Below are 14193 nucleotides of genomic sequence, written 5' to 3'. Positions count from 1 at the left end.
CAAGAAGGCCGAGCGGGCCGCGCTGACCTGGCTGGAGCGGCTGGAGGTGGACGACCTGGGCGGCAAGCGGCCCGGCGAGGTCTCCGGCGGCCAGGGCCAGCGGGTCGCGGTGGCGCGCGCCCTGGTCACCGCGCCCCGGATGGTGTTCGCGGACGAACCGACCGGCGCGCTCGACTCCCTCAACGGCGAGCGCGTGATGGAGCTGCTCACCGACGCGGCCCGCTCCACCAACGCGGCCGTCGTACTGGTCACGCACGAGGCCCGGGTCGCCGCCTACTCCGACCGGGAGATCGTCGTACGCGACGGCAAGTCCCGGGACATGGAGCGCGCCGTATGAGCACCCGCCAGTGGGGCAGAGACCTCGGCCTGGGCTTCCGGTTCGCCTTCACCGGGGGGCGCGAGGGCTGGATCCGGGTACTGCTGACGGCGGTCGGGGTCGGCCTCGGCGTGGCGCTGCTGCTGCTCACCACCGCGATACCGAACGCGCTCTCGGTCCGGCACACCCGGGACAACGACCGCGCGGACCACACCTACGGCCCGGTACGGCCGAAGGCCGCGAACACCCTGGTGATCTCGGACACCGACACCGAGTTCCACGGCCACGACGTGCGCGGCCGGCTGGTCGAGCCGGAGGGGCCCAAGGCGCCCATCCCGCCGGGCCTGACCGCGTACCCGGCGACCGGCGACATGGTCGTCTCCCCCGCCCTGAAGGAACTGCTCGGCTCCAGCGAGGGCAAGTTGCTGCGGGCCCGGCTGCCGTACCGGATCACCGGCACGATCACCGAGGACGGGCTGGTGGGCTCGCGTGAACTCGCCTACTACGCCGGGGCGAAGAACCTGGCCCCGAAGATCGACGGCTCCCGGACCGCCCGGATCAACATGTACGGGGGAGCCGACACGGCCCCGCAGACCCGCATGGACCCGATCCTGATCCTGCTGGTCCTCGTGGTCTTCGTGGTGCTGCTGATGCCGGTGGCGGTGTTCATCGCCACCGCCGTGCGGTTCGGCGGCGAGCGGCGCGACCGCAGACTGGCCGCGCTGCGTCTGGTGGGCTCCGACAGCCGGATGACCCGGCGGATCGCGGCCGGTGAGGCGCTGGCCGGAGCGCTGGTCGGGCTGGTCTTCGGCACCGTCTTCTTCCTGCTGGGCCGGCAGTTCGCGGGCTCGGTGGAGGTCGTGGGCGTCAGCGCGTTCCCCGACTATCTCGATCCCTCGCCCGCGCTGGCCGCGCTGGTCGTGCTCGCGGTGCCCGCGGCGGCGGTGCTGGTCACGCTGTTCGCGCTGCGCGGGGTGGTCATCGAACCGCTGGGCGTGGTGCGTACGGCCAAGCCGCCGCGCCGCCGGCTGTGGTGGCGGCTGCTGCTGCCGCTGGGCGGTATCGCGCTGCTCGCGCCGATGATCGGCCAGGGCGGCTCGGACGGCCAGTTCAACCAGTACCTGGTGACCGGCGGCGTGCTGCTGCTGCTCGTCGGCGTCACCGCGCTGCTGCCCTGGGCCGTGGAGGCGGTGGTGGCCCGGCTGCACCACGGCCCGGTGGCCTGGCAACTGGCGGTACGACGGCTCCAGTTGAGCAGCGGTTCGGCGGCCCGCATGGTGAACGGCATCGCCGTCGCGGTGGCCGGCGCGGTCGCCCTCCAGATGCTGTTCGCCGGGGTCCAGGGCGACTACACCAAGGACACCGGCCAGGACATCACCCGGGCGCAGATGCAGATCAACCTGTCGGACGGCACCCCGTTCCGCACGGCCGCGGACCGGTTCCGCACGACCGAGGGGGTGCGCAAGGCGGTGTCGCTCGGCAGCGCCTCCCTGGGCGAGAAGGACTGGAAGAGCGGGCCCGGGGATACGACCGAGCTGATCTCCGGCACCTGCGCCTCGCTGCGCGAGACGGCCCAGCTGCCGTCCTGCCGCGACGGGGACGCCTTCGTGGTCACGGGTGGGGACGACGACCCCACCGTCACCAAGCTCGCCCGGCCGGGCCGGGTGCTCCATCTCGACACCGACCACGGCGCGGGAACGGGCCCGGACGTGCGCTGGACCGTGCCGGCGGGCCTGAAGCCGGCCCACGCGATCGCCAGCCCCAACGGCAGCAAGAGCAGCGCCATCCTGCTGACCCCGTCGGCGGTGCCGGACCGGGTGGACCGGCTGCTGGACGGCACGGTGTACGTCATGTTCGACAAGAGCGTGCCCGATGTGTCCGAGTACACCCGCAACACGGCGGCGAAGGTCGATCCGTTCGCCGATGTGATGGTGTGGTCCTCCACCGAGCAGTCCAAGAAGTTCACCTCCATCCGCACCGGTCTGTACGTCGGCGCCCTGTGCGTGCTGGCACTGATCGGCACCAGCCTGCTGGTGACCCAGCTGGAACAGCTGCGCGAGCGGCGGAAGCTGCTGTCCTCGCTGATGGCCTTCGGCACCCGGCGGCGCACCCTGAGCCTGTCGGTGTTCTGGCAGACCGCGATCCCGGTCGCGCTCGGCCTGCTGCTGGCCACGGTCGTCGGGCTGACGCTGGGCTCGGTGCTGCTGAAGATGGTGGGCTCGTCGCTGGGCGTGGACTGGCAAAGCGTGCTGTCGATGACCGGCGCCGGCGCCGCGGTGGTCCTCGTGGTCACCGCGCTGAGCCTGCCGCCGCTGCTGCGGCTGATGCGCCCGGAGGGTCTGCGCACCGAGTAAGTCCCTTACGGCGCAGGGCCCTTCCCGGACACGGGGAGGGCCCTGCGCGTACGCCGGTCAGCCGGGCTCGACGACCCGTACCGGCAGCATCCGCATCGCCTCCCGCAGCGCCCCCGCCAGCTCCTCGTACTCGGCACCGCGTGCCGCGCCCGCCCGCATCGCGAGGGCGACCCGGCGGCTCGGGGCCGGGTCGGCGAAGTAGCCGGTGAGCAACTGGCTGCTGCGCGTGGTCTCCAGCTTGAGCGCGGTGCGCGGCAGCAGGGTGCAGCCGAGGCCGCCCGCGACCAGCTGGACCAGCGTGGACAGTCCGGCGGCCGTCGTGGTCACCGGAGCGTCCGCGCGGCCCGCCTCCCGGCAGATGTCCAGGGCCTGGTCGCGCAGGCAGTGCCCCTCGTCCAGCAGCAGCAGGTTCAGCTCCTTCAGCGCCTCGCGCGGGATGCCCTCGCGGCCGCCGAGCCAGTGGTCGAGCGGGGTGACCAGCACGAAGTCCTCGTCGAACAGCGGGAGTTCGGCGATGCCGGGGACACCGAGTGGGACGGCGAGCAGCAGCAGGTCCAGGCGGCCGGTGGCCAGCCCCTCGATCAGGCTGGAGGTCTGCTCCTCGTGCACCTGGAGGTCGAGGTCCGGGTAGCGCTCATGGACGAGCCGCAGCACGGTCGGCAGCAGATACGGCGCCACGGTGGGAATCACCCCGAGGCGCAGCGCCCCGGTGAACGGCGCGCGGACCGCCTCCGCCTCCTCCAGCAGCTCGCCGACCGCGTCCAGCACCGCCTTGGCCCGCACCGCGAGCCGCTCCCCCGCGGGCGAGAGCAGTACCTTACGCGTCGTACGCTCAAGGAGGGTCACTCCGAGTGTCTCCTCCAGCGCGGAGACCGCGCCGGACAGGGCGGGCTGGCTCATGCCGATGGCCGCCGCCGCGTCCCTGAAGTGCAGGTGCTCGGCCACGGCGGCGAAGGCACGCAGCTGCGCGAGGCTCGGCTGCCTCCGCTTGCCGTTACTGATAGCCACTGATAGTTACCTCCGATCAACACGACCGAGTGTAGCTATTTCCCTAATCAATGCACCCTGTGCCAACATCGACAACGTCCAACCCATGGGAATCATCCTCAAAAGGGATGGTTCTTCGCTGCAAGGAGAGCCTGTGCTCACTGTCGGTGACAAGTTCCCCGAGTTCGACCTGACCGCTTGCGTCTCGCTGGAGAAGGGCAAGGAGTTCGAGCAGCTCAACCACAAGTCCTACGAGGGCAAGTGGCTGGTCGTGTTCGCCTGGCCGAAGGACTTCACCTTCGTCTGCCCGACCGAGATCGCCGCGTTCGGCAAGCTGAACGACGAGTTCGCCGACCGCGACGCCCAGATCCTCGGCTTCTCCGGTGACTCCGAGTTCGTGCACCACGCCTGGCGCAAGGACCACCCGGACCTGACCGAGCTGCCCTTCCCGATGATGGCCGACTCCAAGCACGAGCTCATGCGTGACCTGGGCATCGAGGGCGAGGACGGCTTCGCGCAGCGCGCCGTGTTCATCGTGGACCCGAACCACGAGATCCAGTTCACGATGGTGACCGCCGGTTCCGTGGGCCGTAACCCCAAGGAGGTCCTGCGGGTCCTGGACGCCCTCCAGACCGACGAGCTGTGCCCGTGCAACTGGAGCAAGGGCGACGAGACCCTCGACCCGGTCGCGCTGCTGGCTGGTGAGTGACCCATGTCGCTCGACTCGCTGAAGTCCCGGGTCCCGGACTACGCCAAGGACCTCAAGCTCAACCTGGGCTCGGTCATCGGCAACTCCGACCTGCCGGCCCAGCAGCTGTGGGGCACGGTGCTCGCGACCGCGATCGCCTCCCGCTCCCCGATCGTGCTGCGTGAGCTGGAGCCGGAGGCGAAGGCGAACCTCTCGCCGGAGGCGTACACCGCGGCCAAGGCCGCGGCCGCCGTCATGGCGATGAACAACGTCTTCTACCGCACCCGGCACCTGCTGTCCGACCACGAGTACGGCACCCTGCGCGCCGGTCTGCGGATGAACGTCATCGGCAACCCGGGCGTGGAGAAGGTCGACTTCGAGCTGTGGTCGTTCGCGGTCTCCGCGATCAACGGCTGCGGCATGTGCCTGGACTCGCACGAGCAGGTGCTGCGCAAGGCCGGTATGGAGCGCGACACCATCCAGGAGGCCTTCAAGATCGCTGCCGTTGTGCAGGCGGTCGGCGCCACCCTGGAGGCCGAGGCCGTACTGGCCGAGTAAGGCCGACACCGCTTCAGCCGAGGACCCCGCTCACCCCTGGTGGGCGGGGTCTTCCGCGTTCGCCGCCGCCGTCTCCTCCAGGGCCGGGGCAGCGGCGGCCGGCTGGTGCAACTCCTCGGAGTACTGCCGCAGATAGCCCACCACCGTGTTCGCCACCGCCACCAGCGGTACGGCGACCACCGCGCCGCCGATCCCGGCCACCATGCCGCCGGCCGCCACGGTCAGCACCACCGCGAGGGGGTGCACCCGCACGGCGCGGCCCAGGATGAAGGGCTGGAGCACATGCCCCTCGATCTGCTGCACGGCGAGCACCACCCCGAGCGTCCACAGCGCGATGACGAAGCCCCGGTCCGCGAGGGCGACGAGCACCGCGACCGCGCCGGAGATGAACGCGCCGAGGTAGGGGATGAAGGCGCCGACGAAGACCAGCGCGCCGAGCCCGAGGGCGCCGGGCACCCGGAGGATCAGCAGGCCGACGGTGATACAGACGGCGTCGATCAGGGCGATCAGGGTGGTGCCGCGCATGAATCCCTCGACGGCCTGATAGGCGCGCCGCGCGACCGCTTCGAGGGTGTCGCCGGTGCCCCGGGGCGCGAGGGAGCGCAGGGTGCCCGCCACCAGGTGGGAGTCGCGCAGGAAGAAGAAGACCAGGACGAGGGCGAGCACGGCCAGCGCGATGCTCTCGCCGACGACGCTCACCCCGCTGATGACGTTGGACGCGGCCGTGCCGCCGAACCGGCGCAGCAGTTCCCCGGAGTTGGTGGTGAGATCCTCCAGGCCGGTCCCGGCGGCCCCGAAGTGCCGGGAGACGCTCTTGGCGGCGTTGCGCAGCGAGGTCATGATCTCGTCGCCGCTGTCGACGAGGGCGGCGACGACGATGTAGACGGCGCCGCCGACGACGGCCACGACCGCGACGCAGGTCAGCCCGGCCGACACCGAGCGCTGTACGCCGGCCCGCACCAGCCGCCGGTGCAGGGGGCCGAGCAGGGCGGTGCCGAGGAGGGCGAGCAGGACGGCGGTGACGGCCGTACGCAGCTCCCCGCACAGCCGCACCCCGACCCATCCGACCCCGGCGACCAGCAGCAGCACGGCGCACCACGCGGCAAGCCGCCGAACGGGCTCGGGCAACAGATGCACGTCCCCCAGCGGATCACGCCGGCCGCCGGGTGTCTCGCGCTGCGGGCCCGGGCGGGTGAGCACGGGTCCGAGGAGGGGCGCTACGACCTCCGGTCGGCCGAAAGGGCGCCGCTCCAGGCTTCGTCGGCTGGAGGGGCGCCCTGTCTCGGGGGCGGGTCAGGCCTGCGGACCCTCGTCCGTCATGCCGTGCACGGCCGGGACGGTGCCGAGGCGGCCCTTCTGGAAGTCCTCGAAGGCCTGCATCAGTTCGTCCTTGGTGTTCATGACGAACGGGCCGTAGTGCGCCATCGGCTCACGGATCGGGCGGCCGCCGAGGAGGACGACCTCCAGGTCCGGCGTGTTGCCGTCCTGCCGCTCGTCCGCGCGCACGGTCAGCGAGGACCCGGCGCCGAAGACGGCCGTCTGGCCCGTGTGGACGGGACGGCGCTCTTCGCCGACGCTGCCGCGGCCCGCCAGCACGTACGCCAGCCCGTTGAAGTCCTCCCGCCAGGGCAGGGTGATCTCCGCACCGGGCGCGAGCGTCGCGTGGACCATGGTGATCGGGGTGTGCGTGATGCCGGGACCCTCGTGGCCGTCCAGCTCACCGGCGATCACCCGGAGCAGCGCACCGCCGTCCGGCGAGGTCAGCAACTGGACGCTGCCGGCCCGGATGTCCTGGTAGCGCGGGGCCATCATCTTGTCCGCGGCCGGGAGGTTCACCCACAGCTGGAGCCCGTGGAAGAGCCCGCCCGAGACGACGAGGTGCTCCGGCGGCGCCTCGATGTGCAGCAGCCCGGCGCCCGCCGTCATCCACTGGGTGTCGCCGTCGGTGATGGTGCCGCCACCACCGTTGGAGTCCTGGTGGTCGAAGATCCCGTCGATGATGTACGTGACGGTCTCGAAGCCGCGGTGGGGGTGCCAGGGGGTGCCCTTGGGCTCGCCCGGCGCGTACTCCACCTCACCCATCTGGTCCATCATGATGAACGGGTCGAGATGGCGGTAATTGATCCCCGCGAACGCCCGGCGCACGGGAAAGCCCTCGCCCTCGTAGCCGCTCGGCGCGGTGGTCACGGTGAGCACCTTGCGCGCCACGGCATCGGCGGGAGCGGTCACACGGGGCAGCGTCAACGGGTTCTCGACGGTCACTGCGGGCATGGTGGCTACCTCCTTCGTACGCTCACTTTAGTTGAGTGTTGAACTTCTTGCCACCCACAACAGGACGGGCCCGGAGGGAATTCCCTCCGGGCCCGTGCGGCGACGAGTCTCAGCCGATCAGCCGTACATCCGGCGCATCGCGAAATCGACCATCTGCTCGACGGCCTTCGCGTCGAACACCATCCGGTGCTCACCCTCCATGTCCAGGACGAAGCCGTAGCCGGTCGGCAGCAGGTCGATCACCTCGGCGCCGGTGATCACGAAGTACTTGGACTCCTTGCCCGCGTACCGCCGCAGTTCCTTGAGCGAGGTGAACATCGGGATCACCGGCTGCTGGGTGTTGTGCAGGGCGAGGAAGCCGGGGGTGTCACCGCGCGGGCAGTACACCTTCGACGACGCGAAGATCTGCTGGAAGTCCTCGGGGGACATCTGTCCGGTGGTGAACGCGCGCACCGCGTCCGCGAGCGAGGGCGGGGACGGCTCGGGATAGAGCGGCGGCTGCTGGCCGTACCCGCCGGCTCCGCCCGCCATCTGCTGCTGCCCCGACGTGTACTGCTGCTGCGCGGCGCCGCCGTCCATGGGCTGGCCGTATCCGTACATGGGCGCAAGCGTACCGAGATCCGGGCCGCCGCAGGGATGGACCCGAAAGGCCCACAGGAGTAGACCCTTCTCACACTTGGCCGGACTGGGGTTGCGTCTTATTACCGGCGGGTAGCATCATCGGAGCTACTTATTGGTACGTGAAACAGATGCGAGGAGTCAGTGCCTCGCCGATCCCTCAACGGAGCCGTCGCCATGGGGCACTACAAGTCGAATCTCCGCGACATCGAGTTCAACCTCTTCGAAGTACTCGGGCGCGACAAGGTGTACGGCACCGGCCCGTTCGAGGAGATGGACGTCGAGACCGCCAAGAGCGTACTGGAGGAGCTGACCCGCCTCTCGGAGAACGAGCTGGCCGAGTCCTTCGCCGACGCCGACCGCAACCCGCCGGTCTTCGACCCGGAGACCAACACCGCGCCGGTCCCGGCGTCCTTCAAGAAGAGCTACCAGGCCTTCATGGACTCCGAGTACTGGCGCCTCGGCCTGCCCGAGGAGATCGGCGGCACCACCTCGCCGCGCTCCCTGATCTGGGCCTACGCCGAGCTGATCCTGGGCGCCAACCCGGCCGTGTGGATGTACTCCTCGGGCCCCGCGTTCGCCGGCATCCTCTTCGAGGAGGGCAACGAGGTCCAGAAGCACATCGCCTCGATCGCCGTGGACAAGCAGTGGGGCTCCACGATGGTGCTCACCGAGCCCGACGCGGGCTCCGACGTGGGCGCCGGCCGCACCAAGGCGGTCCAGCAGGAGGACGGCTCCTGGCACATCGAGGGCGTGAAGCGCTTCATCACCTCGGGTGAGCACGACATGTCGGAGAACATCCTCCACTACGTGCTCGCGCGTCCCGAGGGCGCCGGCCCCGGCACCAAGGGCCTGTCCCTCTTCCTGGTGCCGAAGTACGAGTTCGACTTCGAGACCGGCGAGCTGGGCGAGCGCAACGGCGTCTATGCCACCAACGTCGAGCACAAGATGGGCCTGAAGGCCTCCAACACGTGCGAGATGACCTTCGGCGACCGCCACCCCGCCAAGGGCTGGCTGATCGGCGACAAGCACGACGGCATCCGCCAGATGTTCCGCATCATCGAGTTCGCCCGCATGATGGTCGGCACGAAGGCGATCTCCACGCTGTCCACCGGCTACCTGAACGCCCTGGAGTACGCCAAGGAGCGCGTCCAGGGTCCGGACCTGGCCAACTTCATGGACAAGGCCGCGCCCAAGGTCACCATCACCCACCACCCCGATGTGCGCCGCTCGCTGATGACGCAGAAGGCGTACGCCGAGGGCATGCGCGCCCTGGTGATGTACACCGCCTCCGTCCAGGACGCGATCCAGGTCAAGGAGGCGAACGGCGAGGACGCCTCCGCCGACCACGCCCTCAACGACCTGCTGCTGCCGGTCGTCAAGGGCTACGGCTCCGAGAAGGCCTACGAGCAGCTGGCCCAGTCGCTGCAGACCTTCGGCGGCTCCGGCTTCCTTCAGGAGTACCCGATCGAGCAGTACATCCGGGACGCCAAGATCGACACCCTCTACGAGGGCACCACCGCGATCCAGGGCCAGGACTTCTTCTTCCGGAAGATCGTCCGCAACCAGGGCGCCGCGCTGAACTCGCTCGCCGAGGACATCAAGAAGTTCCTGGCGCTCGGCACCGGCGGCGAGGAGCTGTCCGGCGCCCGCGAGCACCTGGCCAAGGCCGCGGTGGAGCTGGAGGCGATCGTCGGCCTGATGCTGACCGACCTCGCCGCCACCCAGGACGACGCCAAGAACATCTACAAGGTCGGCCTGAACACCACCCGCCTGCTGCTCGCCTCCGGCGATGTCATCGTCGGCTACCTGCTGCTCAAGGGTGCCGCCGTCGCCGCCGAGAAGCTCGCCACGGCCTCCGCCAAGGACAAGGCGTTCTACACCGGCAAGATCGCCGCCGCGAAGTTCTTCGCCGCGAACGTCCTGCCGGGCGTCACCCTGGCCCGCAAGCTGTCCACGGGCATCGAGCTGGACCTGATGGAGCTGGACGAGGCCGCGTTCTAGAACACGGAACGGCGTCGTTCCACAGCGCCGGTTCCGGACGTTCCGGACGTCCCCGCCGTTTCCGCGCACGGGCCCGCTCCCCTTACCGGGAGCGGGCCCGTGCCCGTCGTTAAGGTGAATCCCATGAGCGCACCATCCCGCCCGTCGCCCGCCGCCACCCCTCCAGCGAGCGCTGCGCGCGCACCTCTCACCTTCGACCGCGGCCACACCGACGACCTGATGTCCTTCCTTGCGGCCGGCCCGACGCCGTACCACGCCGTGGCGAACGTCGCCGAGCGGCTGGAGAAGGCCGGTTTCAGGCAGGTCGCGGAGACGGACGCCTGGGACGGCACCAGCGGCGGCCGGTACGTGCTGCGGGGCGGCGCGATCATCGCCTGGTACGTCCCCGAGGGCGTCGCGCCGCACACCCCGTTCCACATCATCGGCGCGCACACCGACTCCCCCAATCTGCGGATCAAGCCGCGCCCGGACACCGGCGCGCACGGCTGGCGGCAGGTCGCCGTGGAGATCTACGGCGGCCCGCTGATGAACTCCTGGCTGGACCGCGACCTGGGCCTGGCCGGCCGGCTGACCCTGCGCGACGGCTCCTCCGTCCTGGTCGACGTGGACCGGCCGCTGCTGCGGGTGCCGCAGCTCGCCATCCACCTGGACCGCTCGGTCAGCAACGAGGGCCTCAAGCTGGACAAGCAGCGCCACCTCCAGCCGGTGTGGGGCCTCGGCGACGAGGTGCTCGACGGCGACCTGATCTCCTTCCTGGAGCAGGAGGCCGGCCTGGAGGCGCACTCGGTGGCCGGCTGGGACCTGATGACGTACCCGGTGGAGGCACCGGCCTACCTCGGCCGGGACCGGGAACTGGTCGCCGGTCCGCGCATGGACAACCTGCTGTCCGTGCACGCGGGCGCCGCCGCGCTGGCCGCCGCCGCGACCTCCGGCGCCCCGCTCACCCGCATCCCGGTGCTGGCCGCCTTCGACCACGAGGAGAACGGCTCGCAGTCCGACACCGGCGCGGACGGGCCGCTGCTCGGCTCCGTCCTGGAGCGCTCGGTGTTCGCCCGCGGCGGCACCTACGAGGACCGCGCCCGTGCCCTCGCCGGCACCGTGTGCCTCTCCTCCGACACCGGTCACGCCGTGCACCCCAACTACGCCGAGCGGCACGACCCGACGCACCACCCGCGCGTCAACGGCGGCCCGATCCTCAAGGTGAACGTCAACAACCGCTACGCCACGGACGGTTCGGGCCGCGCGGTGTTCGCCGCCGCCTGTGAGAAGGCCGGTGTCCCCTTCCAGTCGTTCGTCTCCAACAACTCCATGCCCTGCGGCACCACCATCGGCCCGATCACCGCGGCCCGGCACGGCATCCGCACCGTCGACATCGGCGTGGCCATCCTCTCCATGCACAGCGCCCGCGAACTGTGCGGCGCCGACGACCCGTTCCTCCTCGCCAACGCCCTGACGGCCTTCCTGGAGGGCTAGCCCGCACGGTCCTCCGTAAGGCCGGGCGCGAACGGTCTTACGGAGGGGCGGTTGTCGAACGGCCGTCGTACGCAGGGCTACTCGGGGCCGCGCCGGGTACCCGGACGGGACCGGAGATTCCGGAACCGAAAGGGGAGGCGAAGCCTCATGGGGCTCGGCGGATGCATCATCCTCATCGCCGTGGGGGCCATACTCACGTTCGCGACCGACTGGCACATGCACGGCGTCAATCTCACCGTCGTCGGCCTGATCCTGATGGCCGTCGGACTGATCGGCGTCGCCACGTTCAGCGGTATCGCCCGGCGCCGGCGGGTCGTCGTACCGCCCACGACGCCGATCGTGGAGGAGGAACCCCACCGCCATCACCACCACACCGGTGACGGCTACACCGACGGCTACGGCATCTGAGACCCGCTCTCCTGCTCGTCCAGGCCCGCCAGGACGAGCGGCAGACGGTCCGTCGCACCCTCGGTGACGCGGACCGGGACGCCCCAGTCCTGCTGGTGCACATGGCACGCGGGATACTCGTTGGCAGGGTCGTCGTCGCAGGACGCGGCCATCGCGGATATGTGCAACACCCCTTCCCGGACGGCCGCGTCGAGCTCCAGCTCGCGGCTCAGATCGGTGCCCGCCCCCTCGCCCTTGAGCAGCAGCTCGGGCGGAGTGGAGGAGACCAGGAGCCGAGTGGAGGGGCCGTACCGGGTGTCCAGCTTCTGGCCCCGCGGGGCCTGGAAGACGACGTCCAGCCGCAGCCGGCCGGGGGCGACCTCGGTGGCCGCGCGCCGGGTGCGGTGGGCCACCGACTCCACGCGCACCGCCTCCTCCGGCAGCCGCAGCCGGGTCAGCCGGTGCCGGGCCGACTCCACCACCACGATGTCCTCGCCGACGAGCACCGCGTCGCTGGGCTCGCGCAGATCCGTGGCGAGCGTGGTCACCTCGCCGGTCGCCGGGTCGAAGCGGCGCAGGGCGTGGTTGTAGGTGTCGGCGACCGCGACCGAGCCGTCCGGCAGCGCGGTGACGCCCAACGGGTGCTGGAACAGCGCCTGTCCGGCCGCGCCGTCCCGGTGCCCGAAGTCGAACAGGCCGGTGCCGACCGCGGTGTGCACCGCTCCGTCAAGGTCCACCCAGCGCAGGGCGCTGGTCTCGGAGTCGGCGAGCCAGAGCCGGTCGGCGGTGGCCGCGAGCCCGGAGGGCTGGGCGAACCACGCCTCGGCGGCGGGTCCGTCGACCAGTCCCTCGTTGGTGGTGCCGGCCGCGACGGCGACCGTGCCGTCCTCGGGGTCGTACGTCCACAGCTGGTGGACGCCCGCCATGGCGATCCACACCCGGCCCTGCCACCAGGCGACGTCCCAGGGCGAGGAGAGGTCGACCTCGCGGGCCGGTCCCGAGGTGGCGGCCCCCTGCATCCACTGGTGGCCGGTGCCCGCGAGGGTCGTGGTGCGGCCCGTCTCCGGGTCGAAGCGGCGCAGGGCGTGGTTGACGGTGTCCGCCACCACCACGGTGCCGTCGGGCAGCAGGGCGAGCCCCTGCGGCTCCTGGAACCGGGCGCGGTCCGCCGGGCCGTCGGTCAGCCCCCGGCCGCCCTGGCCGATCCGCCGTACGACCGTCTCCCCGTCCGCCGCCAGTTCCACCAGCTGGTGCCGGGTGGTGTCGCTGACCAGCAGGTTCCCGGACGGGAGCGGCAAAGCCTTGCCCGGGAAGCGCAGCACCGTCGGCTCCGGCTCCGGCGGGACGTACGGGCCGTCGCCGCGGCGCAGTGTGCCCTTCGCCCCGTGCTCGGCCTCCAGCTCCGTCACCAGCCGCTCGATCGCGTGCACATGGCCCTCGCCCGCGTGCTGGGCGACGACATACCCCTCCGGGTCGATCACCACGAGCGTCGGCCACGCGCGCACCGCGTACTGCTTCCAGGTGGCCAGCTCGGGGTCGTCGAGGACCGGGTGCGCCACTCCGTACCGCTCCACCGCGTCCACGACCGCGCCGTGCTCCGCCTCGTGCGCGAACTTGGGGGAGTGCACGCCGATGACCACCACCGTGTCCGGATGCCGGTGCTCCAGCTTGCGCAGCTCGTCCAGGACATGCAGGCAGTTGATGCAGCAGAAGGTCCAGAAGTCCAGGACGACGATGCGGCCGCGCAGGTCGGACAGGGTGTACTCGCGGTCACCCGTGTTCAGCCAGCCGCCCTTGCCGATCAGCTCGGGGGCTCGGACACGGGGGCGGCGGGGTGGTGCGGAATCGGTCATGGCTCAAGAGTGCCACCGGCCTCCGACATCCCGCTCGGCCTGTGGATAACCCGGACAACTCGCCCGCACCGCCTGTGGAAAAGCGGTCCGCGCACGGCGAATCGCCCCGCGCCCGCCGTGATGAATCCGCCGAACCTGGGAAGGGCTCAGGACATGAGATTCCTGGTACGCGACCGGCTCCTCGGCATCGGCGAAGACTATTGGATCGAGGACGAGCACGGCCGCAAGGTCTTCCTCGTCGACGGCAAGGCCATGCGGCTGCGGGACACCTTCGAGCTGAAGGACGCCCAGGGCCGGGTCCTGATCGACATCCACCAGAAGATGTTCGCCCTGCGCGACACGATGGTGATCGAACGGGACGGCGAGGGTCTGGCCACCATCAAGCGCAAGCGGCTGTCGCTGCTGCGCAACCACTACCGCGTCGCGCTGGCCGACGGCTCCGAGCTGGACGTCAGCGGCAAGATCCTCGATCGCGAGTTCGTCGTCGAGTACGACGACCAGGTGCTGGCCGTGATCTCCCGGCGCTGGCTGCACCTGCGGGAGACCTACGGCGTGGACGTCGTACGCGAGGACGCGGACCCGGCGCTGCTCATCGCGGTCGCGGTGTGCGTGATCCACCTCGCGGAGAAGGAGCGGGAGGACGACTGACGTGCCGGACCTCCGGCATGCCTGACCACTGACATG

The 14193-nt window shown here is 70.8% G+C and carries 13 protein-coding genes; 8 read left to right on the top strand and 5 right to left on the bottom strand.

The annotated features are described in order from the left end of the window. Both CCN72_RS02480 and CCN72_RS02475 read left to right on the top strand, forming a co-directional pair. Window positions 1–337, top strand: a 337-nt coding sequence (locus CCN72_RS02480) for an ATP-binding cassette domain-containing protein (RefSeq protein ID WP_143664026.1), incomplete at its 5' end; no start/stop codon positions are given. After that, window positions 334–2670 (top strand): ABC transporter permease, encoded by a 2337-nt coding sequence (locus tag CCN72_RS02475; RefSeq protein WP_086806125.1) that lies wholly within the window; start codon window positions 334–336, stop codon window positions 2668–2670. The genes CCN72_RS02480 and CCN72_RS02475, both read left to right, overlap by 4 nt. Window positions 2671–2727: 57 nt before the next feature. Here the strand turns inward: CCN72_RS02475 and CCN72_RS02470 are convergent, their stop codons facing one another. After that, window positions 2728–3672 carry a LysR substrate-binding domain-containing protein gene (locus CCN72_RS02470; RefSeq protein ID WP_086806130.1) on the bottom strand — a complete coding sequence of 315 codons (945 nt, stop codon included), beginning with the start codon at window positions 3670–3672 and terminating at the stop codon, window positions 2728–2730. A 139-nt stretch (window positions 3673–3811) separates the two neighbouring features. Here CCN72_RS02470 and CCN72_RS02465 point away from each other — a divergent pair, with 139 nt between their 5' ends. Both CCN72_RS02465 and CCN72_RS02460 read left to right on the top strand, forming a co-directional pair. Continuing rightward, entirely contained in the window at window positions 3812–4366 is a 555-nt protein-coding gene (locus CCN72_RS02465; protein ID WP_037661760.1) for a peroxiredoxin, read from the top strand. 3 nt (window positions 4367–4369) lie between these two features. Continuing rightward, complete coding sequence (locus tag CCN72_RS02460) at window positions 4370–4903, top strand: alkyl hydroperoxide reductase (protein WP_085566340.1); 534 nt, start codon at window positions 4370–4372, stop codon at window positions 4901–4903. A gap of 30 nt (window positions 4904–4933) precedes the next feature. Here the strand turns inward: CCN72_RS02460 and CCN72_RS02455 are convergent, their stop codons facing one another. The 3 genes from CCN72_RS02455 to CCN72_RS02445 all read right to left on the bottom strand — a co-directional run bounded on the left by CCN72_RS02455 (window position 4934) and on the right by CCN72_RS02445 (window position 7774). After that, window positions 4934–6040, bottom strand: coding sequence for an AI-2E family transporter (locus CCN72_RS02455; RefSeq protein ID WP_086806129.1), 1107 nt, complete (start codon window positions 6038–6040; stop codon window positions 4934–4936). Between the two features lie 156 nt (window positions 6041–6196). Next, a complete protein-coding gene (locus CCN72_RS02450) occupies window positions 6197–7174 on the bottom strand; it encodes a pirin family protein (protein ID WP_086806124.1) in 978 nt (325 codons plus the stop codon). Window positions 7175–7291: 117 nt separating this feature from the next. Then, a complete protein-coding gene (locus CCN72_RS02445; RefSeq protein WP_037650207.1) occupies window positions 7292–7774 on the bottom strand; it encodes an SseB family protein in 483 nt (160 codons plus the stop codon). A 195-nt stretch (window positions 7775–7969) separates the two neighbouring features. Between CCN72_RS02445 and CCN72_RS02440 the strand changes: the two genes are divergently transcribed. From CCN72_RS02440 to CCN72_RS02430, 3 genes are all read left to right on the top strand, one after another. Continuing rightward, window positions 7970–9796: an acyl-CoA dehydrogenase gene (locus CCN72_RS02440; RefSeq protein WP_086806123.1), complete on the top strand. Its 1827-nt coding sequence runs from the start codon at window positions 7970–7972 to the stop codon at window positions 9794–9796. Between the two features lie 123 nt (window positions 9797–9919). Beyond that, window positions 9920–11269, top strand: a complete 1350-nt coding sequence (locus CCN72_RS02435) for a M18 family aminopeptidase (RefSeq protein ID WP_086806122.1) — start codon at window positions 9920–9922, stop codon at window positions 11267–11269. 147 nt (window positions 11270–11416) lie between these two features. Further along, a complete protein-coding gene (locus tag CCN72_RS02430; protein ID WP_085565692.1) occupies window positions 11417–11677 on the top strand; it encodes a DUF6458 family protein in 261 nt (86 codons plus the stop codon). Here the strand turns inward: CCN72_RS02430 and CCN72_RS02425 are convergent. Continuing rightward, entirely contained in the window at window positions 11665–13509 is a 1845-nt protein-coding gene (locus CCN72_RS02425; protein ID WP_086806121.1) for an NHL domain-containing thioredoxin family protein, read from the bottom strand. The genes CCN72_RS02430 and CCN72_RS02425 overlap by 13 nt on opposite strands. A 153-nt stretch (window positions 13510–13662) precedes the next feature. On the opposite strand from CCN72_RS02425, the gene CCN72_RS02420 reads away from it, so the two are divergent. After that, entirely contained in the window at window positions 13663–14157 is a 495-nt protein-coding gene (locus CCN72_RS02420) for an LURP-one-related/scramblase family protein (RefSeq protein WP_037650219.1), read from the top strand. The last annotated feature ends 36 nt before the right edge of the window (window positions 14158–14193 follow it).

The organism is Streptomyces murinus, from assembly GCF_002154555.1.
Taxonomy (GTDB): Bacteria; Actinomycetota; Actinomycetes; order Streptomycetales; family Streptomycetaceae; genus Streptomyces; species Streptomyces murinus.
This window is presented reverse-complemented; position numbering and strand designations above follow the sequence as displayed.